At 52.8% G+C, this 26944-nt stretch carries 29 protein-coding genes and 1 riboswitch; of the genes, 18 read left to right on the top strand and 11 right to left on the bottom strand.

Features of this window, described 5'->3' with window-relative positions; all coding sequences use genetic code 11:
* Positions 1 to 117: 117 nt before the first annotated feature.
* Positions 118 to 2109, bottom strand: a complete 1992-nt coding sequence (gene tkt / locus D6029_RS11405; RefSeq protein ID WP_120064869.1) for a transketolase — start codon at positions 2107 to 2109, stop codon at positions 118 to 120.
* 265 nt (positions 2110 to 2374) lie between these two features.
* Here tkt and loiP point away from each other — a divergent pair, with 265 nt between their 5' ends.
* Complete coding sequence (gene loiP / locus D6029_RS11400; RefSeq protein WP_120064868.1) at positions 2375 to 3133, top strand: metalloprotease LoiP; 759 nt, start codon at positions 2375 to 2377, stop codon at positions 3131 to 3133.
* Between the two features lie 88 nt (positions 3134 to 3221).
* Here loiP and speB read toward each other — a convergent pair whose 3' ends face one another.
* From speB to D6029_RS22840, 4 genes are all read right to left on the bottom strand, one after another.
* Complete coding sequence (gene speB, locus D6029_RS11395) at positions 3222 to 4142, bottom strand: agmatinase (protein WP_120064867.1); 921 nt, start codon at positions 4140 to 4142, stop codon at positions 3222 to 3224.
* A gap of 109 nt (positions 4143 to 4251) precedes the next feature.
* Complete coding sequence (gene speA, locus D6029_RS11390; RefSeq protein WP_120064866.1) at positions 4252 to 6228, bottom strand: biosynthetic arginine decarboxylase; 1977 nt, start codon at positions 6226 to 6228, stop codon at positions 4252 to 4254.
* Entirely contained in the window at positions 6221 to 6367 is a 147-nt protein-coding gene (gene yqgB / locus D6029_RS11385; protein ID WP_147365233.1) for an acid stress response protein YqgB, read from the bottom strand. The genes speA and yqgB overlap by 8 nt, the downstream gene beginning before the upstream one ends.
* Before the next feature lie 103 nt (positions 6368 to 6470).
* Positions 6471 to 6635: a hypothetical protein gene (locus tag D6029_RS22840; RefSeq protein ID WP_418230260.1), complete on the bottom strand. Its 165-nt coding sequence runs from the start codon at positions 6633 to 6635 to the stop codon at positions 6471 to 6473.
* Positions 6636 to 7022: 387 nt separating this feature from the next.
* On the opposite strand from D6029_RS22840, the gene metK reads away from it, so the two are divergent.
* The 8 genes from metK to ruvX all read left to right on the top strand — a co-directional run bounded on the left by metK (position 7023) and on the right by ruvX (position 14197).
* Positions 7023 to 8177, top strand: a complete 1155-nt coding sequence (gene metK / locus D6029_RS11375; RefSeq protein WP_120064865.1) for a methionine adenosyltransferase — start codon at positions 7023 to 7025, stop codon at positions 8175 to 8177.
* Positions 8178 to 8584: 407 nt separating this feature from the next.
* On the top strand, positions 8585 to 9979 hold the full coding sequence (locus D6029_RS11370) for a sugar porter family MFS transporter (RefSeq protein WP_120064864.1): 1395 nt from the start codon (positions 8585 to 8587) through the stop codon (positions 9977 to 9979).
* Between the two features lie 71 nt (positions 9980 to 10050).
* Positions 10051 to 10569, top strand: coding sequence for a SprT family zinc-dependent metalloprotease (locus tag D6029_RS11365; protein WP_120064936.1), 519 nt, complete (start codon positions 10051 to 10053; stop codon positions 10567 to 10569).
* A gap of 89 nt (positions 10570 to 10658) precedes the next feature.
* On the top strand, positions 10659 to 11366 hold the full coding sequence (gene endA, locus D6029_RS11360) for a deoxyribonuclease I (protein ID WP_120064863.1): 708 nt from the start codon (positions 10659 to 10661) through the stop codon (positions 11364 to 11366).
* Between the two features lie 75 nt (positions 11367 to 11441).
* Positions 11442 to 12173: a 16S rRNA (uracil(1498)-N(3))-methyltransferase gene (gene rsmE / locus D6029_RS11355; RefSeq protein WP_120064862.1), complete on the top strand. Its 732-nt coding sequence runs from the start codon at positions 11442 to 11444 to the stop codon at positions 12171 to 12173.
* A gap of 15 nt (positions 12174 to 12188) precedes the next feature.
* Entirely contained in the window at positions 12189 to 13136 is a 948-nt protein-coding gene (gshB, locus tag D6029_RS11350) for a glutathione synthase (RefSeq protein ID WP_120064861.1), read from the top strand.
* A gap of 78 nt (positions 13137 to 13214) precedes the next feature.
* Positions 13215 to 13778, top strand: a complete 564-nt coding sequence (locus tag D6029_RS11345) for a YqgE/AlgH family protein (RefSeq protein WP_120064860.1) — start codon at positions 13215 to 13217, stop codon at positions 13776 to 13778.
* Entirely contained in the window at positions 13778 to 14197 is a 420-nt protein-coding gene (gene ruvX, locus D6029_RS11340) for a Holliday junction resolvase RuvX (RefSeq protein WP_120064859.1), read from the top strand. The genes D6029_RS11345 and ruvX overlap by 1 nt, the downstream gene beginning before the upstream one ends.
* Here ruvX and D6029_RS11335 read toward each other — a convergent pair.
* The 3 genes from D6029_RS11335 to D6029_RS11325 all read right to left on the bottom strand — a co-directional run bounded on the left by D6029_RS11335 (position 14185) and on the right by D6029_RS11325 (position 15921).
* Positions 14185 to 14658 carry a type II toxin-antitoxin system HicB family antitoxin gene (locus D6029_RS11335; protein ID WP_120064858.1) on the bottom strand — a complete coding sequence of 158 codons (474 nt, stop codon included), beginning with the start codon at positions 14656 to 14658 and terminating at the stop codon, positions 14185 to 14187. The genes ruvX and D6029_RS11335 overlap by 13 nt on opposite strands.
* A 20-nt stretch (positions 14659 to 14678) precedes the next feature.
* The gene (locus tag D6029_RS11330) at positions 14679 to 14861 is read right to left on the bottom strand and encodes a type II toxin-antitoxin system HicA family toxin (protein ID WP_120064857.1); all 183 of its coding nucleotides are present in this window, start codon (positions 14859 to 14861) and stop codon (positions 14679 to 14681) included.
* Positions 14862 to 14922: 61 nt separating this feature from the next.
* The gene (locus tag D6029_RS11325; protein WP_120064856.1) at positions 14923 to 15921 is read right to left on the bottom strand and encodes a type IV pilus twitching motility protein PilT; all 999 of its coding nucleotides are present in this window, start codon (positions 15919 to 15921) and stop codon (positions 14923 to 14925) included.
* 15 nt (positions 15922 to 15936) lie between these two features.
* On the opposite strand from D6029_RS11325, the gene D6029_RS11320 reads away from it, so the two are divergent.
* The 5 genes from D6029_RS11320 to hemW are packed head-to-tail and all read left to right on the top strand — an operon-like array spanning position 15937 to position 19250.
* Entirely contained in the window at positions 15937 to 16641 is a 705-nt protein-coding gene (locus tag D6029_RS11320) for a YggS family pyridoxal phosphate-dependent enzyme (protein ID WP_120064935.1), read from the top strand.
* A gap of 24 nt (positions 16642 to 16665) precedes the next feature.
* A complete protein-coding gene (locus tag D6029_RS11315; protein WP_120064855.1) occupies positions 16666 to 17220 on the top strand; it encodes a YggT family protein in 555 nt (184 codons plus the stop codon).
* Entirely contained in the window at positions 17217 to 17507 is a 291-nt protein-coding gene (gene yggU / locus D6029_RS11310) for a DUF167 family protein YggU (protein ID WP_120064854.1), read from the top strand. Before D6029_RS11315 ends, yggU begins: the two co-directional genes overlap by 4 nt.
* Positions 17508 to 17527: 20 nt before the next feature.
* Positions 17528 to 18121 (top strand): XTP/dITP diphosphatase, encoded by a 594-nt coding sequence (locus D6029_RS11305; RefSeq protein ID WP_120064853.1) that lies wholly within the window; start codon positions 17528 to 17530, stop codon positions 18119 to 18121.
* On the top strand, positions 18114 to 19250 hold the full coding sequence (gene hemW, locus D6029_RS11300) for a radical SAM family heme chaperone HemW (protein ID WP_120064852.1): 1137 nt from the start codon (positions 18114 to 18116) through the stop codon (positions 19248 to 19250). Before D6029_RS11305 ends, hemW begins: the two co-directional genes overlap by 8 nt.
* Before the next feature lie 69 nt (positions 19251 to 19319).
* Here the strand turns inward: hemW and D6029_RS11295 are convergent, their stop codons facing one another.
* A complete protein-coding gene (locus tag D6029_RS11295) occupies positions 19320 to 20498 on the bottom strand; it encodes a sugar efflux transporter (RefSeq protein WP_120064851.1) in 1179 nt (392 codons plus the stop codon).
* 150 nt (positions 20499 to 20648) lie between these two features.
* Entirely contained in the window at positions 20649 to 20810 is a 162-nt protein-coding gene (gene sgrT / locus D6029_RS11290) for a glucose uptake inhibitor SgrT (RefSeq protein WP_120064850.1), read from the bottom strand.
* Positions 20811 to 20898: 88 nt separating this feature from the next.
* Between sgrT and sgrR the strand changes: the two genes are divergently transcribed.
* From sgrR to thiQ, 4 genes are all read left to right on the top strand, one after another.
* Complete coding sequence (gene sgrR / locus D6029_RS11285; protein ID WP_120064849.1) at positions 20899 to 22557, top strand: HTH-type transcriptional regulator SgrR; 1659 nt, start codon at positions 20899 to 20901, stop codon at positions 22555 to 22557.
* Between the two features lie 36 nt (positions 22558 to 22593).
* A riboswitch (TPP riboswitch) is annotated at positions 22594 to 22693 on the top strand.
* 36 nt (positions 22694 to 22729) lie between these two features.
* Complete coding sequence (thiB, locus tag D6029_RS11280; RefSeq protein WP_120064848.1) at positions 22730 to 23713, top strand: thiamine ABC transporter substrate binding subunit; 984 nt, start codon at positions 22730 to 22732, stop codon at positions 23711 to 23713.
* Positions 23689 to 25299 carry a thiamine/thiamine pyrophosphate ABC transporter permease ThiP gene (thiP, locus tag D6029_RS11275; protein WP_120064847.1) on the top strand — a complete coding sequence of 537 codons (1611 nt, stop codon included), beginning with the start codon at positions 23689 to 23691 and terminating at the stop codon, positions 25297 to 25299. Before thiB ends, thiP begins: the two co-directional genes overlap by 25 nt.
* On the top strand, positions 25283 to 25987 hold the full coding sequence (gene thiQ / locus D6029_RS11270; RefSeq protein ID WP_120064846.1) for a thiamine ABC transporter ATP-binding protein ThiQ: 705 nt from the start codon (positions 25283 to 25285) through the stop codon (positions 25985 to 25987). The genes thiP and thiQ overlap by 17 nt, the downstream gene beginning before the upstream one ends.
* Here the strand turns inward: thiQ and D6029_RS11265 are convergent.
* Complete coding sequence (locus tag D6029_RS11265; RefSeq protein WP_120064845.1) at positions 25971 to 26744, bottom strand: DedA family protein; 774 nt, start codon at positions 26742 to 26744, stop codon at positions 25971 to 25973. The two genes, thiQ and D6029_RS11265, sit on opposite strands and share 17 nt — an antisense overlap.
* Between the last annotated feature and the right edge of the window lie 200 nt (positions 26745 to 26944).

Genomic DNA, 26944 nt, shown 5'->3' with positions numbered 1-26944 from the left:
TACTTAGATTCACATTTATTTACGAATGTGAATGATAATGATTTTCAATTGCGTTATCAACAATAGATGAAAAAAAGGCCAGCAATCAATTTTTGCTGGCCTTAGAGGGACTACGTATTACAGAACGGCTTTAGCTTGTTTCACTACGTTTTCTACAGTGAAACCAAACTCTTCGAACAGCAGCTCTGCTGGAGCTGACTCACCGAAGGTGGTCATGCCCACAACCGCGCCATTCAGGCCAACGTATTTGTACCAGTAGTCAGCGATGCTGGCTTCGATAGCAACACGCGCAGCCACTGCTTTCGGCAGCACAGCTTCACGGTACGCTGGATCCTGTTTGTCGAACGCATCGGTAGACGGCATGGAAACCACGCGCGCTTTGATGCCTTCAGCAGTCAGTTGATCCCATGCAGCCACAGCCAGTTCAACTTCAGAACCGGTCGCAATCAGAATCAGCTCAGGCTGACCTGCACAATCTTTCAGAACGTATGCGCCGCGGGCAACATCTGCCAGTTGCTGCTCAGTACGATCCTGCTGTGCCAGGTTCTGACGGGAGAAGATCAGCGCGGTCGGGCCGTCGTGACGTTCTACTGCGTATTTCCACGCCACCGCAGACTCAACCTGGTCACATGGACGCCATGTGCTCATGTTTGGTGTCACGCGCAGGGCAGCCAACTGCTCAACCGGCTGGTGAGTTGGGCCATCTTCGCCCAGACCGATAGAGTCGTGGGTGTAAACCATCACCTGGCGTTGCTTCATCAATGCTGCCATACGCACCGCGTTACGGGCATATTCGACGAACATCAGGAAGGTAGAGGTGTACGGCAGGAAACCACCGTGCAGCGCGATACCGTTGGCAATCGCCGTCATACCGAATTCACGTACACCGTAATGGATGTAGTTACCGGCCAAGTCTTCGTTAATCGCTTTAGAACCAGACCAGATAGTCAGGTTAGATGGCGCGAGGTCAGCGGAACCGCCGAGGAATTCAGGCAGCAAATGACCGAATGCTTCGATGGTGTTCTGCGACGCTTTACGGCTAGCGATTTTTGCTGGGTTAGCTTGCAGGTTCTTGATGAACTCTTGCGCTTTCGCAGCAAACTCAGCAGGCATGTCGCCTTTCATACGACGGGTAAATTCAGCCGCTTCCTGTGGGAAGGCTTTAGCGTATGCAGCGAACTTCTCGTTCCATGCCGCTTCTTTCGCCTGGCCCGCTTCACGTGCGTCCCACTGAGCATAGATGTCAGACGGGATTTCGAATGGAGCGTGTTTCCAGCCCAGCGCTTCACGGGTCAGAGCGATTTCTGCATCACCCAAAGGTGCGCCGTGGGAATCGTGAGTCCCGGCTTTGTTTGGAGAACCGAAACCGATGATGGTTTTGCACATCAGCAGTGAAGGTTTGTCAGTAACCGCTTTGGCTTCTTCAACAGCGCGTTTGATAGCGTCTGCATCGTGGCCGTCAACGCCGCGCACAACGTGCCAGCCGTAGGCTTCAAAGCGTTTTGCGGTATCGTCGGTGAACCAGCCTTCAACGTGGCCGTCGATGGAAATACCGTTGTCATCATAGAAGGCAACCAGTTTACCCAGACCCAGCGTACCCGCCAGAGAGCAAACTTCGTGGGAAATACCTTCCATCATGCAGCCATCACCCATAAAGGTGTAGGTGAAGTGGTCAACGATGTCGTGACCCGGACGGTTGAACTGCGCCGCCATGGTACGTTCTGCAATCGCCATACCCACTGCGTTCGCAACACCCTGACCCAGCGGGCCAGTAGTGGTTTCAACACCAGCGGTGTAGCCCACTTCCGGGTGACCCGGAGTTTTGGAATGCAGCTGACGGAAGTTTTTCAGTTCTTCAATCGGCAGGTCATAACCTGTGAGGTGCAACAGGCTGTAAATCAGCATTGAACCGTGGCCGTTAGAGAGAACGAAACGGTCGCGGTCAGCCCATGCTGGGTTCTGCGGGTTATGGTTCAGGAAATCGCGCCACAGGACTTCGGCAATGTCGGCCATACCCATAGGGGCACCCGGGTGACCGGATTTGGCTTTTTGTACTGCGTCCATGCTGAGTGCACGAATAGCATTGGCAAGCTCTTTACGAGAAGACATTTTGACTCCAGATCGGATGGTTGAAGGTCAGGCCTTGACTACTATGCGTTATGGGCTACGCCCAAAAAATTGCCATCAATGTACCGCAAGCCGCCTGCCATGTACATGGAGCATCCTTTTGTCCGCTTAAGAAATCTCTGGAAGCTGCTCGCAAGTTGCGCAAGTTGCTGCGCGAGTTTGGCTAACTTCTTTATACTGAAGCGACTAGCCGACGATTTGTGGCTGAATCACCTCTGAGCAGTTATCACTAATTAAGGATATTGGCATGAAATTGCGCCCAATTTTATTAAGCCTGAGCGTTGCCGCCCTACTGAGCGGCTGCCAGAATATGGACTCCAACGGTCTGCTCACTTCCGGCGCGGAAGCCTTTCAGGCGTACACATTGAGTGATGCGCAAGTTAAAGAGTTAAGCGACAAATCCTGCGCAGAACTCGACAGCAAAGCGAGCATCGCTCCAGCCAGTAGCGAATATGCGCAACGCCTGACAAAAATTGCCTCAGCTCTGGGCGACAACATCAATGGCATGCCGGTGAACTACAAGGTTTACGTCACTAAAGACGTAAACGCCTTTGCCATGGCAAACGGCTGTATCCGCGTGTATAGCGGCCTGATGGACATGATGAACGATAACGAAGTCGAAGCAGTTATCGGCCACGAAATGGGCCACGTCGCACTCGGCCACGTGAAAAAAGGCATGCAGGTTGCGCTGGGCACCAACGCGGCACGCGTGGCGGCAGCTTCTGCGGGGGGCGTGATTGGCAGTTTGTCGCAGTCACAGCTTGGTGATTTGGGTGAGAAACTCGTGAACGCGCAGTTCTCTCAGCGCCAGGAATCTGAAGCCGATGACTACTCATATGATTTGTTGAGAAAACGCGGGATTAACCCAATCGGGTTGGCTACCAGTTTTGAGAAGCTGGCGAAGCAAGAAGAAGGTCGCCAAAGCTCAATGCTTGACGACCACCCGGCTTCCGCAGAACGTGCGCAACATATTCGCGACCGTATGACTGCGGATGGCTTGAAGTAAAAGAACCCTCATCCCGGCCTTCTCCCTCAGGAGAAGGAGAAAACCGTACATTACCCTCTCCTTTGGGAGAGGGTTAAGGTGAGGGCTATTATTCGCCTTTCTTAGCTGCCTGGATATACAACATTTCTAACGCTAAAGTCGCACCCGCCAACGCCGTAATTTCAGACTGGTCGTAAGCCGGAGACACTTCCACCACGTCCATACCCACGATGTTCAGGTCTTTCAGACCACGCACTAATTTCAGCGCACGGTCAGTCGTCAAACCGCCGATAACCGGCGTACCGGTGCCTGGCGCGAAAGCCGGGTCGATACAGTCGATATCAAAGGTCAGATAAACCGGCATATCGCCAACAATCTGCTTCACCTGCGCCAGTACGTCGTCAACGGTGCGGTCGTTGACCTGGCCCGCATCCAGCACGGTGAAACCGTTGTCTTTGTCGAACTCGGTACGAATACCAATCTGCACGGAGTGGTTCGGGTCGATCAGACCTTCTTTCGGCGCGGTATAGAACATGGTGCCGTGGTCAAACTCACAGCCGTTTGCGTAGGTGTCGGTGTGGGCATCGAAATGCACCAGCGCCATTTTGCCGAAGTGCTTAGCGTGAGCGCGCAGCAAAGGCAGAGTCACAAAGTGGTCGCCGCCGAAGGAGAGCATACGCTTGCCGGAAGCCAGCAGTTTTTCGGCGTGAGCTTGCAGGCGCTCGCTCATATCACGTGCGTCACCGAAGGCGTAAACCAGGTCGCCACAGTCCACAACATTCAGGCGCTCACGGACATCGAAGTTCCACGGGAAGCGGTTGCCTTCCCATGCCAGATTGGTAGAAACCTGGCGAATTGCTGCTGGGCCATGACGGCCACCCGCGCGGCCAGACGTTGCCGCATCAAACGGAACGCCAGTGATAACCCAATCGGCATCGCTGTCATACGGCATGAAATTCAGCGGAAAACGTAAAAAACCGAAAGCATTGGATACCAGGGAATTGTCGTATTGATGGCCTAAGGTGCTCATGGTTTGACCTCGTGGTGAAAAATTGAAATTAAGTCGCCCTCACCCCACACCGAACGCCGGTTTAATCCCCTCTCCCTGAGGGAGAGGGCTAGGGTGAGGGTATTAAATATTACTCGTCTTCTAAATAAGTATACCCGTACAACCCAGCCTCAAACTCTTCGAGGAACTGCTGCTGTAAACCTTCGTCCAGGTCAGTCTGTTTCACCTGGTCACGGAAGTGTTTCAGCAAGGTTTTAGGATCAAGCTGAACGTATTCGAGCATATCCGCCACGGTATCGCCTTCATCAGAAAGCTCAACTTCCACGCTGCCGTCAGGGAACACGAACACGTCAACCGCTTCGGTATCGCCGAACAGGTTGTGCATGTTGCCGAGGATTTCCTGGTACGCGCCAACCATAAAGAAGCCCAACAGCGGCGGGTTTTCCGCATCGTATTCTGGCATCGGCATGGTGGTTGCAATGCCGTCGCCGTCGATGTAGTGTTCGATAGCGCCGTCGGAATCACAAGTGATATCCAGCAGCACCGCACGGCGTTCAGGGATTTGATTCAGCCCTTCAAGCGGCAGCACCGGGAACAACTGGTCGATACCCCACGCATCCGGCATGGACTGGAACAGCGAGAAGTTGACGTAAATTTTATCCGCCATACGTTCTTGTAGTTCGTCGATGATCGGACGGTGCGCACGGTTGCTTGGATCCAGCAAACGCTGAATTTCGTGGCACATGCTCAGGTAAAGCTGCTCCGCCCAGGCACGTTCTTGCAGAGAGAAACTCCCCGCCGAATAGCCGGTGTGGATATCATGCAGATCGTTTTGGCTATCGTGCAGCCATTCACGCAGCGAGCGACGGTTGTTCGGCTCGTGCATTTCGCCCCAGGTTTCCCACATGCTTTGCAGCGCACGGGACGCATCTGCGGCCGGAGCCGTTGGCGTGGTGTATTCGTTACGCTCAACACCGATGATGTTGGACACCAGCACGGTGTGGTGCGCGGTTACCGCACGGCCAGACTCGGTGATCACCGTTGGATGCGGCAGGCCGTTTTCTTCACACGCATCGCCAATCGCCCAGATGATGTTGTTGGCGTATTCGTTCAGGCCGTAGTTGACCGAGCAATCTGACTGAGAACGTGTGCCTTCATAATCCACGCCCAGGCCGCCGCCGACATCGAAGCATTCGATGTTGACGCCCATCTTGTGCAGCTCAACGTAGAAACGCGCCGATTCACGCACGCCAGTGGCGATGTCGCGAATGTTCGCCATTTGCGAACCGAGGTGGAAGTGCAGCAGTTGCAGGCTGTCGATACGACCGGCCTCACGCAACATCTCAACCAGTTGCAGAACCTGCGTCGCCGCCAGGCCAAATTTGGATTTCTCGCCGCCAGATGACTGCCATTTTCCGGAACCTTGCGACGCCAGACGCGCACGCACACCAAGGCGCGGCACCACATTCAGGCGCTCAGCTTCTTCCAGCACGATGCGGATTTCTGACATCTTCTCGATGACCAGATAAACTTTGTGGCCCATCTTCTCGCCAATCAGCGCCAGGCGGATATATTCACGGTCTTTATAGCCGTTACACACAATCACCGAACGCGTCATGCCCGCATGCGCCAGCACTGCCATCAGTTCAGCTTTTGAACCGGCTTCCAGGCCCAGCGGTTCGCCGGAATGAATCAGCGATTCAATCACTCGGCGGTGCTGGTTCACCTTAATTGGGTAAACGAGGAAGTAGTTGCCGTTATAGCCGTAAGATTCGCGAGCACGTTTAAACGCGGCGTTAATAGAACGCAGGCGGTGCTGCAAAATCTGCGGGAAACAGAACAGTGCAGGCAAACGTTGCCCCTGTGCTTCACGGGCTTTTACGAGTTCAGCGAGATCAACACGCGCTTCCGGGACATCCGGGTCCGGGCAAACGGTGATGTGACCGAGTTCGTTGACGTCGTAATAGTTATTGCCCCACCAGGCAATATTGTAAGTACGCAGCATTTTGCTGGCTTCCTGGGAGCTCATGGCAACCTCCTGCATGGAGCGGTGTACATCCTGCTCGCCCACTGACGAACCCGAAACAGAAGAGATTTTGTCAGACATGGCGAACCTCAAATTTAAACGAATGTGCAAAACAGTTGACTACTATCGCAGGGGTATCCCGCAATAACAACCCATTAACAGCGCGTAATGGCAGCATAAGACGCTGACAGAAATACTGTGCGACCGGTTTCTTTTTCATATCATTGTAAAACACGTAACCGAACTCCGTAGAGCGGAGCGGCGAAACCACGAGAATACTCTTATCGATGACAAGAGAGCCCTTGTTCAGAATTTCGCGGGTTTTAAAAACCGGCCCGAGAGTCCTGAGAAGCGCCGAGATGGGTATAACATCGGCAGGATTGCAGCAACAAAGAGGTGAGGAATACATGCACGACCGGGACGGCCGCGAGATTGTGCGAATTACAGCGGTTTTTCAATCCTGACACCTCCACGCATACCAGAAGCATGCGACAAGCCAAAGCTAAGAAATTTGCTCAACCCGGCTGGAAGTGGGCAACACAAAAATGTGTGCTTGTTGAATGAGCCGCGCGCGCCGCTTTATACCGACAACAGCCCGAAATTGCAAAACAAAAATCCCCGCTTTGCAGCCAGTGTCAGTAAAATTTGCCACTTCAGATCATCCGCACAAACTTGCAGGCGCAAAAATCACTGGTAATCTGATTAATGGATAACCTAGAATAGCCGTCCAGATGTTAATCCATCTATACTGATTAACTGTTAGACTGCCTGAAATTAAACCTGCGGCAAAAGCTCCATACTTCAGTACATCGCACTGACATGAGCGCCAAAAGCGGTAGTCTGCACTAACCTAATTCTCTTAGGGTGAATAAAATATGGCCAAACACCTCTTTACGTCCGAGTCTGTATCAGAAGGGCATCCCGATAAAATCGCTGACCAAATCTCTGATGCGGTCCTCGATGCGATCCTGGAACAGGATCCAAAAGCACGCGTAGCTTGTGAGACTTACGTTAAAACCGGCATGGTTTTAGTGGGTGGCGAAATCACCACCAGCGCCTGGGTTGATATCGAAGAGATCACTCGCCAAACGATTCGTGAAATCGGCTACGTGCATTCTGATATGGGCTTTGATGCAAACTCTTGCGCAGTACTGAGCGCTATCGGTAAGCAATCCCCGGACATCAACCAGGGCGTTGACCGTACCGATCCGCTGGAACAAGGCGCGGGCGACCAGGGCCTGATGTTTGGTTATGCAACCAACGAAACCGACGTGCTGATGCCAGCGCCAATCACTTACGCACACCTTCTGGTTCAACGCCAGGCAGAAGTTCGTAAGAATGGCTCGCTGCCATGGCTGCGCCCGGATGCAAAAAGCCAGATCACTTTCCAGTACGACGACGGTAAAATCGTCGGTATTGATGCCGTGGTTCTGTCTACTCAGCATTCTGAAGACGTTCAGTTGAAAACGCTGCAAGAAGCGGTAATGGAAGAGATCATCAAGCCAGTTCTGCCAGCAGAATGGCTGAACGCCTCTACCAAATACCATATCAACCCAACTGGCCGTTTTGTTATCGGTGGCCCAATGGGTGACTGCGGCCTGACCGGTCGTAAAATTATCGTTGATACTTACGGCGGCATGGCTCGTCACGGTGGCGGCGCGTTCTCCGGTAAAGATCCGTCTAAAGTTGACCGTTCTGCGGCATACGCGGCACGTTATGTAGCGAAAAACATCGTTGCTGCGGGTCTGGCTGACCGCTGTGAGATTCAGGTTTCTTACGCCATCGGCGTGGCTGAACCGACTTCCATCATGGTTGAAACCTTCGGTACTGAGAAAATCTCTACCGAGCAACTGACCCTGCTGGTGCGCGAGTTCTTCGACCTGCGTCCATACGGCCTGATTCAGATGCTGGATCTGCTGCACCCAATCTACAAAGAAACCGCGGCATACGGTCACTTTGGTCGCGAACATTTCCCTTGGGAAAAAACCGACAAAGCAGAATTGCTGCGTGATGCTGCTGGCCTGAAATAACCTTTCGCCAGTCGATCACCAAACTTCAAAGGCCAGCGCTTCGCTGGCCTTTTTGTTTTTTTACTCCCTGCACTCCTTAAATTCCATTCCCGCAAAATCTCTCGTAACAAACAACACCTAGTGGAAACGGTTACATCGGCGTTAACAAGGCATTAATTAAGACAGTTCTGCATGACAACATTTTGTTGCTGCGCTAGTTACAAAACATTTCAGAATAGTCTTGCATGGAAAATTTCGGTTTTATTTTCTACACTCAATTCACTGTTTTGATTAAATAAATTACGCATACAGTTCTTGACACCAGTGTAACCGATTACACTAACGTGAGTTGAATCACACAATTTCACGTCGCGTTAACCTAACCTTAATAGCGAGATATCCCGCAAATTATTCAACTGGAGAGCACTATGCCTGAAATAAAAAAACAAGGGCGCTCGAACAAAAGCATGACCTTTTTTGTCTGTTTTCTCGCAGCCCTGGCCGGTTTGTTATTTGGCCTTGATATTGGCGTGATTGCCGGTGCATTACCGTTTATCGCAAAAGACTTCCAGATAACTGCGCACCAGCAAGAGTGGGTCGTGAGTTCGATGATGTTTGGCGCTGCTGTCGGTGCCGTTGGCAGCGGTTGGCTCTCCTTCCGCATCGGGCGTAAATACAGCCTGATGATTGGCGCGGTGCTGTTCGTTGCGGGTTCTCTGTGCTCTGCTTTCGCACCGAACACTGAAATCCTGATTCTCTCCCGCGTGTTGCTCGGCCTGGCCGTTGGCGTTGCGTCTTATACCGCGCCGCTTTACCTGTCGGAAATCGCGCCTGAGAAAATCCGTGGCAGCATGATTTCGATGTACCAGTTGATGATTACCATCGGTATTCTCGGCGCATACCTTTCCGATACCGCATTCAGCTACAGCGGCTCATGGCGCTGGATGCTGGGCGTCATCACTATTCCAGCATTGATTTTGCTGGTTGGCGTTTTCTTCCTGCCGGACAGCCCGCGCTGGTTCGCTGCCAAACGCCGCTTCCACGATGCTGAACGCGTACTGCTGCGCCTGCGTGATACCAGTGCCGAAGCCAAACGTGAACTTGAAGAAATTCGTGAAAGCCTGAAAGTGAAACAAAGCGGCTGGTCGCTGTTTAAAGACAACAGCAACTTCCGTCGTGCGGTGTTCCTCGGCATTCTGCTGCAAGTCATGCAACAGTTCACCGGCATGAACGTCATCATGTACTACGCACCAAAAATCTTTGAAATCGCCGGTTTCACCAACACCACGCAACAAATGTGGGGCACGGTAATTGTCGGCCTGATTAACGTTCTCGCGACCTTTATTGCTATCGGTCTGGTTGACCGTTGGGGCCGTAAACCTACGCTGGTGCTGGGCTTCATGGTCATGGCGGTTGGCATGGGCGTGCTTGGCACCATGCTGCACATCGGGATTCATTCCCAGGGCGCGCAATACTTTGCTATCGCCATGCTGCTGATGTTTATCATTGGTTTTGCGATGAGTGCCGGTCCGCTGATTTGGGTACTGTGCTCTGAAATCCAGCCGCTGAAAGGCCGTGATTTTGGTATCACTTGCTCCACCGCGACCAACTGGATTGCCAACATGATTGTCGGTGCCACCTTCCTGACCATGCTGAACACGTTGGGCAATGCGAACACCTTCTGGGTCTACGCCGCACTGAACCTGTTCTTCATCGTACTGACTCTGTGGCTGATTCCAGAAACCAAACACGTTTCCCTGGAACACATCGAGCGTAACCTGATGAAAGGTCGCCGCTTACGTGAGATTGGCGCTCACAACTAAGTCCCGGCAGCCCCTTTCCGGTATGGAGAGGGGCTTGCACCCTGCCCGTCCTCGCACTATTCTTGCCCGTTATGAAATCCCCAAGACTCCCCATCGCCATCCAACAAGCCGTGATGCGCTGCCTGCGCGAAAAGCTCCAGCAGGCAAATCTGCATTTAGGCCGTAATTACGCAGAGCCGAAACTGGTTTATCAGCAGCGTGGTACGGCTGCCGGAACCGCGTGGATGGACAGCTACGAAATCCGCCTGAACCCAGTATTACTGATGGAAAATCAGCAGACGTTTATTGATGAAGTGGTGCCGCACGAACTGGCGCACTTATTGGTCTGGAAACACTTTGGCCGCGTGGCTCCCCACGGGAAAGAGTGGAAATGGATGATGGAAACCGTGCTGGGCGTTCCGGCGCGTCGCACCCATAAATTTGAAGTCCAGTCGGTGCGCAAAAATACCTTCCCCTATCGTTGCCGCTGCCAACAGCATCAACTCACTGTCCGACGCCATAATCGAGTGGTGCGAGGCGAAGCGGAATATCGCTGCGTCCAGTGTGGCGACCTGTTAAAAGCTGACGTTACAACTCCCTGTAATCCATAAAATTAACCTGAATGTTTCCTGATTTAGCTTATTGAATCTGAATGGCTCATAAAGTAGGGTGCGAGCACGATTGAGTAAGGATTCTGGAAATGTCTCGCAAAATTTCTTTGGCTGTTGCTGTTGTTGCAGCCTGCTGTTCTTTTTCCGCTTTTAGCGCGGGTATCAATAACTTTTCTCAGGCCAAAGCAGCTGGCGTCAAAGTGAATGCTGACGCTCCTGGCGACTTCTATTGCGGATGCAAAATTAGCTGGGAAGGTAAAAAAGGGATTCCTGACCTCGAGTCCTGCGGTTACAAAGTGCGTAAAAATGAAAACCGCGCAACACGCATCGAATGGGAACACGTTGTCCCGGCCTGGCAGTTCGGCCACCAGCGCCAATGCTGGCAAGATGGCGGGCGCAAAAACTGCGCTAAAGATCCGGAATATCGCAAAATGGAAAGCGATATGCATAACCTGCAACCAGCAGTTGGCGAAGTGAATGCGGACCGTAACAACTTCATGTACAGCCAGTGGAACGGCGGCGAAGGCCAGTACGGGCAATGCGCCATGAAAGTCGACTTCAAAGATAAAATCGCCGAGCCACCTGCTCGCGCTCGCGGCGCTATCGCCCGCACCTACTTCTATATGCGCGACCAATATCAGCTCAATCTTTCGCGCCAGCAAACCCAGCTATTTGAGGCGTGGAACAAGCAATATCCGGTGACGGCGTGGGAATGTGAGCGCGACGAACGCATCGCCAAAGTTCAGGGCAATCATAACCCTTATGTGCTGCGGGCTTGCCAGGCACAAAACAGCTAACCTACACTAGCGTTTTAGTCCCCTCTCCCTGAGGGAGAGGGCGAAAAATACGACCTCTTTTGGATATTAAAAACCATGCGTATACCCCGCATTCATCACCCTGAACTCCTCTGCGTCGGCCAGGAAATCGCACTTTGCGAAGATGCCGCTAACCACGTTGGCCGCGTCCTGCGCATGAGTGCTGGCCACGCGCTGCAATTATTCGATGGCAGCAACCAGGTTTTTGAGGCTGAAATTGTTCAGGCGGATAAAAAAAGTGTGCGGGTAAAGGTGATTAGCGCAACTATTGATAACCGCGAATCCCCGTTACACCTGCATCTTGGTCAGGTTATGTCACGCGGTGAGAAAATGGAGTTCACCATTCAGAAAGCGGTGGAACTCGGCGTGAATGTGATCACACCTTTGTTTTCTGAACGCTGTGGCGTAAAACTGGATGCCGAGCGCCTGAATAAGAAGCTCGGGCAGTGGCAGAAAATTGCCATTGCGGCCTGCGAACAATGTGGCCGTAACACCGTGCCAGAAGTTCGCCCGGCGATGGATCTTGAAAAGTGGTGTGTAGAAGAAGATGACAGCCTGAAGCTGAATCTGCATCCTCGCGCCAGCGCCAGCATCAACACGTTACCGCAACCTGTTGAGCGTGTGCGCCTGTTGATTGGCCCGGAGGGTGGCTTAACGGCTGATGAAATTGCCATGACCGCACGCCATCAATTTACTGATATTCTGTTGGGACCTCGCGTTCTGCGTACTGAGACTACCGCGCTCACCGCCATTACCGCGCTGCAAGTGCGTTTTGGCGACCTGGGCTAAAAACGGAGAAAAACAATGATCAAGCTCGGCATCGTGATGGATCCCATCGCAAACATTAACATCAAGAAAGACTCAAGTTTTGCCATGCTGCTGGAAGCCCAGCGCCGTGGTTATGAACTGCATTATATGGAAATGGCCGATCTCTATTTGATCAACGGTGAAGCGCGTGCGCGCACTCGCCTGGTCTCTGTCGAGCAGAACTACGATAAATGGTACGAGTTTGGCAGCGAGCAAGACATTCAGCTTGCCGATCTTGACGTGATCTTGATGCGTAAAGATCCGCCGTTTGATACCGAGTTTATCTACGCAACTTACATTCTCGAACGTGCCGAAGAAAAAGGGACGCTCATCGTTAACAAACCGCAGAGCCTGCGCGATTGTAACGAAAAGCTGTTCACCGCCTGGTTTGCAGATTTAACGCCAGAAACACTCGTGACGCGCAACAAAGCGCAGCTTAAAGCCTTCTGGCAAAAACATGGCGATATCATTCTCAAGCCATTAGATGGCATGGGCGGCACGTCTATCTTCCGCGTGAAAGAAGGCGATCCTAACCTTGGCGTGATTGCAGAAACGTTGACCGAACTGGGCAACCGTTACTGCATGGCGCAGAACTACATTCCTGCGATCGTCGATGGCGACAAACGCGTTTTGGTGGTTGATGGCGAACCTGTTCCGTACTGCCTGGCGCGTATTCCGCAAGGTGGCGAAACACGCGGCAACCTGGCAGCGGGGGGCCGTGGCGAACCGCGTCCATTAACCGAAAGCGATTGGGAAATTGCCCGCCGCGTCGGCCCAACGCTTAAAGCTAAAGGTCTGATTTTTGTTGGCCTGGATATTATTGGCGACCGCCTGACTGAGATTAACGTCACCAGTCCAACCTGTATTCGTGAAATCGAAGCCGAATTCCCGGTTTCTATCACCGGCATGTTGTTCGACGCAATCGAGACGCGCCTGGCAAAATAGTCCTGCGAGCGGGCTTCGCCCGCTCAGTAGTGATAAACTGACTGCTCGCTTTTTCAACCGGAACCAGAACCTCTGACAATGAATTTACAGCATCACTTTCTAATTGCCATGCCGGCGCTCACGGACCCCTTGTTTAAGCGTGCTGTCGTTTATATTTGCGAATACAACGAAGACGGCGCGATGGGAATCATCATTAATAAACCCCTCGAAAACCTTCAGGTTGACGGTGTTCTGGAAAAGCTGAAAATCGAACCGGAACCACGCGACCCGGCCATTCGTCTTGATAAACCCGTATTTATTGGCGGCCCTTTGGCGGAAGACCGTGGCTTCATTCTGCATTCCCCGCCAGACTGCTTTGCTTCGAGCATCCGTATTTCTGACTACACCGTGATTACCACCTCCCGCGACGTACTTGAAACCATCGGCACCGCAAGCCAACCCGCGGATGTGATTGTCGCGCTCGGTTATTCTTCGTGGGAAAAAGGGCAACTGGAGCAGGAAATCCTCGATAACGACTGGCTTACCGCCCCGGCAGACGCATCCATTTTGTTCCATACCCCAATATCTGAGCGCTGGCGTGAAGCGGCTAAATTAATCGGCATTGATATCCACAATATGCCAAGCGAAGCAGGACATGCTTAATGAGTAGCGGCACGTTATTAGCCTTTGATTTCGGTACAAAAAGCATCGGTGTTGCAGTGGGTCAGCGTATTACTGGCACCGCTCGCCCACTTACGGCAATAAAAGCGCAGGACGGCACGCCGGACTGGAATGTCATCGAAAAAATTCTTAAAGAATGGCAACCCGATGAAGTGGTTGTGGGCTTGCCGCTCAATATGGATGGCACCGAGCAACCCCTCACCGCCCGCGCCCGCAAGTTTGCCAATCGCCTGCATGGGCGTTTCGGAGTTAAAGTCGCGTTGCAGGATGAACGCCTGAGCACTGTAGAAGCTCGCGCCGGGTTGTTCGAACACGGCGGATTCCGCGCGTTGAACAAAGGCAGCATTGATTCAGCATCAGCCGTGATCATTCTTGAAAGCTGGTTTGACTACAATCCCTGACTTTTTTTGCTGCCTGGCATGTCTGATGCTTCACCGATCAGCTCATGCCGCGCCGCAACCGCCAGGAAATGGCTGCGATCCCGGTAACCCGATGCTGGCTGTTTTACGCGGTTATCAATACGTTCCAAAAGTGCATCCGGCAGAGAAATATTGATTCGCTGGGGCTTACCCTGCAGAGCTGACAAATCCACATCCACCAACAGCCACTGCTTGCAGTAAGCGTATTCAGGATTCGCCGCATAAACAAATGGCCCGGCATCTTTAAGCTGCGTGATATCAAGGCCCCGCTCAACCATGAGATCAACAATCATCAAAATCGCCTCGCGTACCATCTCTGCAATTTCATCTTGATTATCCGCCGCAGAAATACAGCCGAAATCATCATTGCATAGCGCAGGGACAATCATTCCATACGCTTCGTTATCGTTTGCAGGCATCTCCACGCCAACAGAAAAAAACATAGCAACCTCCTTAATTAGATTCATATCCCCGCAAGTCTACGAATTGACCTGACAGTGCCGATGGGGAGATCTTTCTTTGGATGCGGAACCGGAAAAGTTTTGCCGGTATTAGGCGACCACCAGATCCTGTGGCTGCCTCCAGAATTTCTGGCGGGTTCGCATCCTGCTGCCTTCAGTTCCTTAATAAGATCAGAAGATTTCATGGTTTTCTCCTGACAAGAAAACGATACACACAAACACACACGCAAGCAATATTTTTAACCATCATTCTTCATCCCTGTCCGCAATCCGACTTTCCGCACGTAACTTCGCCTCACTCTGCGCAAAGCTCTGCATCCCATGCTGCTGCCCGGTTTGTATCTGCCCTGGCAACTGATGCGTTTTGCCTTCGCGTATCAGACTCGCCACGGCGGGCGTGTTCACCAGCAGTTCATACAGCGCCACCCGGTCGCCATTTTTATCTGGCAGTAATTTCTGCGCTAACACGGCTTTGAGACTGCCCGCCAGCTGGCTGCGCACCATGTTTTTTTCTTCTGCGGGAAAGACATCCACCAGCCTTTCCACCGCTTGCGCAGCACCGCGAGTGTGCAATGTTGCCAGCACCAGATGCCCGGTTTCGGCGGCTGTTAACGCAAGGCGGATGGTTTCGCTGTCGCGTAATTCACCCAGCAAAATCACATCGGGATCTTCACGCAATGCCGCCCGTAGCCCTGCGGCAAACGAATCGCAATGTAGGCCAGGTTCGCGCTGTTGAATCAAACATCGCTGCGAGTGATGTACAAATTCGATGGGATCTTCAAGGGTGAGAATATGACCGTCGAGCTGATAGTTGAGATAATCCACCATCGCCGCAAGCGTGGTAGATTTCCCGCTGCCCGTCGCCCCAGTAACCAGAATCAAGCCGTCCGGCGATTTTAGTAATTCAGGGATCAGCGGCGGGACGTTTAACACCTCAAGTTTCGGGCAATCTGACGCCAACAACCGCAACGCCAGCGAATAGCCATTTAACTGCCGGAAAGCATTAGCACGCAGACGCATACCTTCTTTTAGCGATACCGCAAAATCGAGTTGCCCAGTATCTTCCAACTGTTCCTTTTGCGCAGAGCTCAGCCAACTATCCAACAAAGTTTCCGGTGCCGGAGCGTTTTCAGGCAGAGGTTCAAGCCGCCCTTGCCTGCGCCAGCGTGCAGGAAGCTGCGTGCACAGGTGTAGATCAGAGACATTATGCTTTACACTAAGGGCCACAATTTCTTCGATATCCATATCAGTTTCCAACCTATGAACGAGATAGCGCACAATCTGGCACAGGTTCAGAACAAAATCTTAGCGGCAACTGAACGCTGCGGCCGTGCTTCAGAAGAAGTCACTTTGCTTGCAGTCAGCAAAACTAAGCCTGCGAGCGCCATCGCAGAAGCGGTGGCTGCCGGGCAACGAGCTTTCGGTGAAAACTACGTGCAGGAAGGCGTGGATAAGATTCGTTACTTTGCGCAAATCGGTGAAGCGGCACTGGAATGGCACTTTATCGGCCCTTTACAGTCGAACAAAAGCCGCCTGGTGGCTGAGCATTTTGACTGGTGTCACACAGTCGATCGTTTACGAATTGCCACCCGTTTAAGCGAACAACGCCCGGCGGAACTGGCACCGCTTAACGTGCTGATTCAAATCAATATCAGCGATGAACAAAGCAAATCCGGCATTGCGTTGAGTGAACTTGATGCGCTTGCGGCTGACGTCGCCACGCTGCCGGGTTTGGTGTTACGAGGTTTAATGGCGATCCCTGCCCCTGAACCTGATTACGAGCATCAGTTAGCGGTTTGCCAGAAAATGGCCGACGCTTTCTCCTCGCTCAAAAACCGTTATCCAACGGTAGATACATTGTCCCTGGGCATGACCGATGACATGGACGCCGCGATTGCCGCAGGCAGCACCATGGTGCGCATTGGAACCGCTATTTTCGGCGCGCGGGATTACTCCGCTCGCTAATCACCATAAATATTGAGGAACGCCATGCTGACGTTGACTTTCCTGGTCAAAACACTGATTGAACTGTATGTGATGGTGCTGTTAATTCGCATCTGGATGCAGTGGTCGCGTTGTGATTTTTATAATCCCTTTGCACAATTTATCGTCAAAATTACCCAGCCGATTGTCGGGCCACTGCGTCGGATCATTCCCTCCATTGGGCCGATTGATACCTCTTCTTTGCTGGTGGCGTTTATTCTCACCACGCTGAAGTACCCGATTTTGCTGCTGATTCAGATTGGCGCACTGTCGCTTGACCCAATGAACTTGTTGGTTGGCCTGTTATCGCTGCTGAAATCTGCCGGTACGCTGGTGTTCTGGGTGATCATTATCCGCTCGCTGATGAGCTGGATAAGCCAGGGCCGTAGCCCGATTGAATATGTATTGATGCAACTGACCGAGCCAATGATGGCGCCAATTCGCCGCGTCATTCCGGCAATGGGCGGTATCGACTTCTCTGCGATGGTCGTCATTTTGATTCTGTATGCGCTCAATTACCTTGGCATGGACTTGTTCCCGGGGCTTTGGTATTTGCTGTGAGTGCAGTTTCTCAAACCGCAGAAGGGCTGGTTTTACGGCTGTATATTCAGCCGAAAGCCAGCCGCGATAGCATTATCGGGCTGCATGGCGACGAGTTAAAAGTCGCCATCACCGCCCCACCGATTGACGGCAAAGCCAACGCCCATCTGGTAAAATATCTGGCGAAACAGTTTAAAGTCGCCAAAAGCCAGGTGCTGGTTGAGAAAGGCGAACTGGGCCGTCATAAGCAAATAAAGATTATCGACCCGCAACACATCCCGACGCAGATCGCGGCATTGCTCGAATAATTTCACAGGATTTTCTCACTATGCAAAAAGTTGTCCTCGCGACCGGTAATGCCGGTAAAGTGCGTGAACTCGCTGATTTACTGGGCAATTTCGGCCTGGATGTTGTGGCACAAACGGAATTAGGCGTGGAGTCTGCCGAAGAAACCGGGCTGACGTTTATCGAGAACGCCATTCTGAAAGCCCGCCATGCGGCGCAAATTACCGGTTTGCCCGCGATTGCGGATGACTCTGGTCTGGCGGTTGATGTGCTGGGCGGCGCGCCGGGAATTTACTCTGCGCGTTACGCAGGCCTTGAAGCCTCTGACCAGCAGAACCTGGAAAAGCTGTTAGCGACACTAAAAGATGTGCCAGACGAGCAACGCAAAGCGCGTTTCCACTGCGTGCTGGTGTATATGCGCCATGCCGAAGACCCAACGCCGCTGGTTTGCCACGGTAGCTGGGAAGGCCAGATTATCCGTGAAATGGCCGGGACTGGCGGCTTTGGCTACGACCCGATTTTCTTCGTCCCGAGTGAAGGCAAAACTGCCGCCGAACTCACCCGCGACGAAAAACGTGCGATTTCCCACCGTGGGCAAGCGCTAAAACTGTTACTGGAAGCAATGAAAAATGGCTAATTTGCCACCGCTGAGTCTCTATATTCACATCCCGTGGTGCGTGCAGAAGTGCCCCTACTGTGACTTCAATTCCCACGCGCTTAAAGGCGACGTGCCGCATGACGAGTATGTCGCCCATCTGCTGCGTGACCTGGAAAACGACGCACCAATGGCACAAGGACGTGAAATAAAGACCATCTTTATTGGTGGCGGTACGCCAAGCTTGCTTTCAAGCGAGGCGATGCAAACCCTGCTCGACGGCGTTCGTGCGCGTCTGCCGTTGGCTGCGGATGCAGAAATTACCATGGAAGCGAACCCAGGCACCGTTGAGGCCGACCGTTTTGTCGGTTATCAACGTGCTGGCGTGAACCGTATTTCCATCGGCGTGCAGAGTTTCAGCGAAGAAAAGCTTAAACGTCTGGGTCGTATTCATGATTCAGGCGAAGCGAAACGCGCAGCAAATCTGGCCAACGGTTTAGGCTTGCGCAGTTTTAACCTGGATTTGATGCACGGCCTACCGGATCAGTCTTTGGAAGAAGCACTGGATGATTTGCGTCAGGCGATTGAGTTGAATCCACCGCATCTTTCCTGGTATCAACTGACGATTGAACCGAACACATTGTTCAGCTCACGTCCGCCAAAACTACCTGACGACGACGCGCTGTGGGATATTTTTGAGCAGGGCGACAAACTGCTGACGGCTGCGGGTTATCAGCAATACGAAACCTCGGCTTACGCAAAACCGGGCTATCAGTGCCAGCACAACCTGAATTACTGGCGCTTTGGCGATTACCTGGGCATTGGCTGCGGCGCGCATGGCAAAGTGACGTTTGAAGACGGAAGGATTCTTCGTACTGCGAAAACCCGCCATCCACGCGGTTATATGGAAGGGAAATATCTCGACCGCCAGCACGATGTGGAACAAGCTGATAAGCCGTTCGAGTTCTTTATGAACCGTTTCCGCCTGCTGGAAGCCGCACCGCGCAATGAATTTAGCTTGTATACCGGGCTGGATGAATCGGTGATCCGCGCGCAGTTAGATGAAGCGATTGCGAAGGATTATTTGGTTGAGACTGAGGATTGTTGGCAGATTACCGAGCACGGCAAATTATTTTTAAATTCGCTGTTAGAGATCTTTCTCGCCGAATGATTAACTGGCGGATGACGCTAACGCTTATCCGCCCTACAAAACCCGTTACGCCATCCGACCGTACCCGGTTTAAATATTCTTCACCCGACTCGTCAAAATCAACGCCACTACTCCCAGCCCGGCAATCAGCCAGTACACCGAATAGTGCCCAAAACTCTCCGCCAGCGCGCCTTGTAAAACGCCTGCCAGAATCACGCCTGTCGAAATACTGTTAGTGAAAAGTGTGGTCGCCGAACCCGGCCTGCCCGGCATTAAATCCTGGAACCACAGCATGCCAATACCCGCAACAATCCCGATAAATACCGCGTTAAACAGCTGAAGAAGGATTAACGCAGTACGGCTATGGAACAGAATCAGCCCGACGTAAAACAGCACGCCTGCCGCCACGGCAAGCATCATCATGCGGCGTTTACCAAAGCGTTTCACATAGTAACCCGCGAGGATCATCGCCGGAATTTCAAGCCCTGCCGCCGTTCCCATCAATAGCCCTGCGAGAGATTCTGGCAGCCCTAAATCGCTACTGACCCACAGCGGCATGTCGATGATATACATGGTGTTGCAGGTCCACATCAGCATCGAGGCGATAAACAACATGCGCACGTTTTTATCTTTCCAGCCGCTGACCTGGGTGAGCGCCACATCCGCAGGTTGCTCGATTCTGGCGACTGACGGGAGCGCGAAAAATATAATCGCCAGCGAGATAACAAAAATCCCCGCAGCGATAAGAAACATAGTGGTAAAACCATAATTCAGCGCCAGCATAAAGGAGAGCGGCGGGCCGATAACCCACGCCAGCGAAAGCTGCGCACGCATGATCGAGCTGAACATCACTACTTCACGCGCCGAGCTGTCGGCATATTCACGAGCAAGGGCGAAAATCTGCGGCATGGCGGTATTAGCAATGGACGCGAACATGACGCCAACGGTGATTAACGTCAGGTAATGGCGGTTAAATGCAAATAGCACACAGTTGGCGACGGCCATCGCACAGCAAACCATAATCAGCTTGCGTCGGTCGCCCTGGCTATCTGAACGCTTCGCTAATGCGAGGCTTACCAGAATCCCGGCTATCGCATTGACGGTATAAAACAGCCCGACCCAGAATGGGCGCACTTCCACTTCACGGCTTAAAAACAGGCTGAGAGTGGGCATCTGCAACGCACCCGCAATCCCCATCATAAAAGCCACGACCATAAATGCGGCATACACAGGATTGAGGCGGCGTCCTCGTGTCAAAAACCACAACATGCAGAAATTCCTTTTGTTCGAGCGGGTTGATGAATTTTTAAGCCTTCAACTATACAGCGACTCGAAGTATGACGGGTATAAAAAAGCCAGCAGTAACAAACTGCTGGCCGGTGAAAATCACCAATTCTCAGTCACACATGTATCGTCGATTCAGTGCTTCCCGGTCGCGGGAACGGTAATTTCCCACTGCATTAAGTCCTCGAGCATCTTCAGTCGTTGCGATGCTGTCAGGCGAGCCAGCCATCCAGCGGAAACATTTTGTGTTGCGGCAAAATACTGATGATAAAACTTAATAACTGGTGACCGTTTCATATGCACCTCCTCGCTTTCAACGTTGATGATTATTGGCGTAATATGAGGAAAGTTAAATTGATGAGTTTCTGACGGGAGTTCCTCTTTTATGTCCAGCAGTCGCTTGCAGCAACAATTCATCCGCTTATGGCAAAACTTCGAAGGTAAAACCCAGGAAACGACGCTCAATGATTTGGCCGATTTGCTGAATTGCTCCCGTCGCCATATGCGTACTTTGCTTAGCGCGATGCAGGAGAAAGGCTGGCTGAGCTGGAAAGCTGAAGTTGGGCGTGGCAAACGTTCGCAGCTTGAATTCCTGTATACCGGCCTCGCACTCCAGCAACAGCGGGCCGAAGATCTTCTTGAGCAGGACAGAATCGATCAGCTGGTGCAAATCGTCGGCGATAAAGCGGCGGTACGCCAGATGCTGATCTCCCATCTCGGGCGCAGCTTCCGTCAGGGGCGGCATATTCTGCGCGTTTTGTACTATCGCCCACTGTTAAATCTGTTGCCTGGCTCGGCTTTACGTCGTTCCGAAACGCATATTGCCCGACAGATTTTTAGCGGTTTGATTCGTATAAATGAGGAAAATGGGGAACTGGAAGCGGATATTGCTCACCACTGGCAGCAAATTTCCCCATTACACTGGCGTTTTTATTTGCGCCCCGGCATTCATTTCCACCATGGCCGCGAACTGGACATGCTGGATGTGGTGACTTCTTTGCAACGGATTAATACGTTGCCGCTCTATTCGCACATCACGCAAATCACCTCGCCGACCGCATGGACGCTGGATATCACGCTTTCGCAGCCTGACGAATGGCTGCCGTGGTTATTGGGCAGCGTCAACGCGATGATCCTGCCGCGGGAATGGCAAACGCTAAGCAACTTTGCCCGCCAACCGGTCGGCACCGGCCCCTATTCCGTGGTGCGCAATAACAATAACCAACTTAAAATTCAGGCGTATGACGATTACTTTGGTTTCCGCGCTTTGATTGATGAGGTGAATTTCTGGGTGCTGCCGGAAATTGGCGAAGAGATGAGTTGCGCGGTGCAACTCTCAGGGATGCCCGACAGCGAGAAAGCCGTTGAGAGCCGCCTGGAAGAAGGTTGTTACTACATTCTGTTCGATAGCCGCTCAAAATCGGGCAGCAATCCAGAAGTGCGCCGCTGGCTAAGTCACGTTCTGGCACCAATTCACCTGCTATATAGCGCGGGCGAGCAAAATCAGCAGTACTGGTTCCCGGCGTACGGTTTGCTACCGCGCTGGCACCACACGCGTCCACAGCCGGTGGTGGAAAAACCTGCGGGAATCGAGTCCGTCACGCTGACGTTTTATCGCGATCACGTCGAACACCGGGTGATCAGCAAAGTGATGGAAGGCCTGTTGGCGCGTCAGGGTGTGAAACTTGTCGTCAACGAAGTCAGCTACGAGGAGTGGCATCAGGGCGAGTGCGAAAGTGATATCTGGCTTAACAGCGCCAACTTCACCCTACCGCTGGAGTTTTCACTCTATTCGCATCTTTATGAAGTGCCTTTGATTCAAAAGTGCATCGCAATTGACTGGGAAACGGATACCCGAAAATGGCATAACGGTGAGCTTCCTTTGCCAGAGTGGTGCCAGCAGCGCGTTGAAAATAATGACATTTTACCGCTCATTCACCACTGGCTACGCATCGAGGGGCAACGCAGCATGCGCGGCGTGCGCATGAACACGTTAGGCTGGTTCGACTTTAAATCGGCATGGTTTGCGCCACCGGAACCATAGACCTTTCGGAACATTCACAAAGTCACTACAATGCACGCGTTCTCAACGGGGTGCTAAGACGAAAGTCTGGCTGAGATAATACCCGTCGAACCTGATCCGGATAACGCCGGCGAAGGGATTTGAGGCTTAATTCTCAAAGTCCTTTGCCACCCCTAATTCAAAGAGGTGCAAAGTGTTCAAAAAATTCCTGCCGTTACTGGCGCTCATCGCCGCCCCTGTTTTTGCTAAACCCCTGCTGACCGTTTACACCTACGATTCCTTTGCCGCCGACTGGGGCCCTGGCCCGGCGGTGAAAAAAGCCTTTGAAGCAGACTGCAATTGCGAGCTGAAATTCGTCGCCCTCGAAGATGGCGTTTCGCTGCTAAACCGCCTGCGCATGGAAGGGAAAAACACCAAGGCCGACGTGGTTCTGGGGCTGGATAACAACCTGCTGGAAGCGGCTGCGCAAACCAAACTGTTCGCGCCATCAAACGTTGAAACCAGCGCTTTGAAAATTCCTGGCGGCTGGAACAACAATACTTTCGTGCCGTTCGACTACGGCTATTTCGCCTTTGTATACGACAAAAACAAGCTGAAAAACCCGCCGAAAAGCCTGAAAGAACTGGTTGAAAGCGACCAGAAATGGAAAGTGATTTATCAGGATCCGCGCACCAGCACGCCGGGTTTAGGCTTGCTGTTGTGGATGCAAAAAGTCTACGGCGACAAAACCCCTGAAGCCTGGGCGAAACTGGCGAAGAAAACCGTCACCGTCACTAAAGGCTGGTCTGAGGCTTACGGCCTGTTCCTCAAAGGCGAAGGTGATTTGGTGATGAGTTACACCACCTCTCCGGCTTATCACATCATCGAAGAGAAGAAAGACAACTACGCGGCGGCGAATTTCAGCGAAGGCCATTATTTACAAGTCGAAGTAGCGGGCCGCCTGGCGTCCAGCAAGCAGCCGGAACTAGCAGAAAAGTTCATGAAATTCATCACCTCGCCGGGCTTCCAGAACACCATCCCGACCGGCAACTGGATGTATCCAGTTACTGACGTGAAATTACCAGAAGGCTTTAATGGTCTGGTGAAACCGCAAACCACGCTGGAATACAGCGCACAAGATGTCTCGAAACAACGCGCCAACTGGATTAGTGAATGGCAACGCGCCGTCAGCCGCTGATTCCCGGCTGGCTGATTCCAGGGCTATGCGCCGCTACGTTGGTAGTGACAGTAGCCCTGGCAGCTTTTATTGCGCTGTGGTTTAACGCGCCGCAAACGGATATCCGCGCCCTCGCGCAGGATAGCTATTTGTGGCACGTGCTGCGATTCTCGTTCTGGCAGGCGTTTCTTTCGGCGGCCCTTTCGGTCTTCCCGGCGATTTTTCTCGCCCGCGCCCTTTACCGCCGCCGCTTCCCTGGGCGGCTTGCGCTGTTACGGCTGTGCGCCATGACGCTGGTGTTGCCGGTGCTCGTTGCGGTGTTCGGGATTCTGACGGTTTACGGGCGCGAAGGCTGGCTGGCCTCGCTTTGCGCGTGGTTGGGAATCGACTGGAGTTTCTCGCCTTACGGCCTAAAAGGCATTTTATTAGCCCACGTCTTTTTTAACCTGCCGATGGCGACACGCTTGCTGCTTCAGGCGCTGGAAAATATCCCCAGCGAGCAACGCCAGGTCGCCGCGCAACTGGGCATGCAGGGCTGGAACTTCTTTCGTTTTGTGGAGTGGCCGTGGCTACGCCGCCAGATTCTCCCCGCTGCCGCGCTGATTTTTATGCTCTGTTTCGCAAGCTTTGCCACGGTGCTTTCACTGGGCGGCGGGCCGCAGGCGACGACCATCGAGCTGGCAATTTTCCAGGCCCTGAGTTACGACTACGATCCCGCTCGCGCGGCATTGCTCGCCATGGTGCAAATGGTTTGCTGTTTAGGCCTGGTGTTGATGAGCCAACGCCTTAGCAAAGCAATTCCGGTGGGCATCAGCCATATGCAAGGCTGGCGCGACCCGCAGGATAATCCGCGTCGCAAACTGTGCGACGGGCTGTTAATTTCACTGGCGTTGTTGCTGTTACTGCCGCCGCTTTTGGCGGTCATCATTGATGGCATCAATAGTGGTTTTGGCGCGGTACTGTCGCAGCCCATTCTCTGGCAGGCATTATTCACTTCATTAAGAATTGCCGTTGGGGCAGGTTTTATCTGCGTGGTGATCACGGTGATGTTGCTATGGAGCTCGCGTGAACTGCGGCTGCGCAATCGCGCTTTTGCAGGCCAGGCGCTGGAACTGAGCGGCATGTTAATTCTGGCAATGCCGGGCATCGTGCTGGCGACCGGATTTTTCCTGCTGCTTAATAACACGGTCGGTTTGCCGCAAACGGCGGACGGCATCGTGATTTTCACCAATGCGCTGATGGCGATTCCTTACGCGCTGAAAGTGCTGGAAAACCCCATGCTGGACGTGGCGGAACGCTATAACAAACTGTGTCAGTCGCTGAATATCAGCGGCTTTAATCGCCTGCGCTTTATTGAATTGCGAGCGCTGAAACGCCCGTTAGCGCAGGCGCTGGCATTTGCCTGCGTGCTGTCGATTGGCGATTTTGGCGTCGTGGCGCTGTTTGGCAATGAAGATTTCCGCACGCTGCCGTTTTATCTCTATCAACAAATTGGTTCCTATCGCAGCCAGGACGGAGCCGTAACCGCGCTTATCCTGCTGATTCTGTGTTTTGCTTTATTCACTTTGATTGAAAAACTTCCGGGACGCCATGCTAACGCTGACTGATGTAACCTGGCTTTATCACCATTTGCCAATGCGTTTTTCGATGAAGATTAACGCCGGAGAACGCGTTGCGGTGCTGGGGCCGAGCGGTGCGGGGAAAAGTACGCTGCTCAGTTTGATTGCCGGTTTTCTGACGCCAGCCAGCGGGCAGATTACGCTGCATGGCGAAGATCATACGCGTACTGCGCCAGCCCAGCGCCCGGTGTCGATGCTGTTCCAGGAGAACAATCTTTTTAACCATCTGACGGTGCGTCAGAACATTGGCCTGGGGTTAAATCCAGGACTCAAACTTAGCGCGACCCAACAACAACGGCTGGCGACCATTGCCAGCCAGATGGCGATTAGCGATTTGCTCGACCGCCTGCCTTCACAGCTTTCCGGCGGCCAGCGCCAGCGCGTTGCCCTCGCCCGTTGTCTGGTACGCGAACAACCGATTTTGCTGCTCGATGAACCGTTTTCCGCACTCGACCCGGCGCTGCGCCAGGAAATGCTGCAACTGCTTGATGACCTGTGCCGCCAGCAACAACTGACGCTGCTGATGGTTTCACACAGTATTGAAGATGCGGCGCGGATTGCCGAAAGAAGCCTGGTGGTGGTCGATGGCCGCATCGCCTGGGATGGCGACACGACCACTTTATTGAGCGGGGAAGCGAGTGCCTCAGCTCTGTTAGGAATTAATGGTGCCCGGTGAGCACTTTCCACAAAATTTCGCGGTAAATCGGCATTAACGGGTGCATTTGAATCGCGACAAAACTGCCAATCGCCAGCACCGCCATAGTTGGCGCTAACCAATGCAAACGTCCACGCGGCAAATACTTCGTCAGGCTGTCGGTGCCTGATTTGCCGCTGCGCCACCAGCGCCAGCACAACCACGCCGCTAGCCAGATAACCAGCGCCACCGCAAGCAGCAGCCACTTAAAGCTGCCACTTTGCATATCCGCCGGGATATCAATCGCCGCACCCGCCAGAATCCCCGGCAAGAAATAGATCGGCGGCCAGAACACGCAGCCAATAATATTGGGGATGATAAATTTCGAAATGGGCAGGTCTAACATGCCCGCGACCATCGGCACCAGCGGGCGCGTCGGGCCAACAAAACGGCCTACCAAAATGGTGAACATGCTGTGCTGATGCAGCGCGTGCTCGGTTTTATCCAGCAGCGCTTTGTTCTTTTTCATGAATGACCAGCGATGCAGCGGCCCTTTGAAACGGCCACCCAGCCAGAACGAAATCCAGTCGCCCAACAAACAACCAACAATCCCCGCCGCCCAGGCGTGATAAAAACCGACCTGACCGCCACCAATCAACGCGCCAAGCCCTGCCATCATGACTGTACCAGGAAGGATTAGCCCGACCAGCGCGAGTGATTCCAGAAAGGCCACCAGCATCACCGCGAAAAGTGAATACGCCACTGACTGAGTAATAAAGTGTTCCAGCAAAGCTTCCATAAAGCATCCGTCGAGAAACGAGTGGGCGATTCTCCTGAGTGATGAGAGTAACGTCAAGACATCAATTGTATGAATATCCCCTTCATACTTCACGCTGTAGATGCGTTGACTGCACCCGCTCGCCCCAGTCACATAGTTTGCTATGCTCCTGAGGACTTACGGCCTGGTCGCCTTTCTACAACGCGAATTATTTTGGGGAT

The organism is Buttiauxella izardii (genome assembly GCF_003601925.1).
GTDB lineage: Bacteria > Pseudomonadota > Gammaproteobacteria > Enterobacterales > Enterobacteriaceae > Buttiauxella > Buttiauxella izardii.
This window is presented reverse-complemented; position numbering and strand designations above follow the sequence as displayed.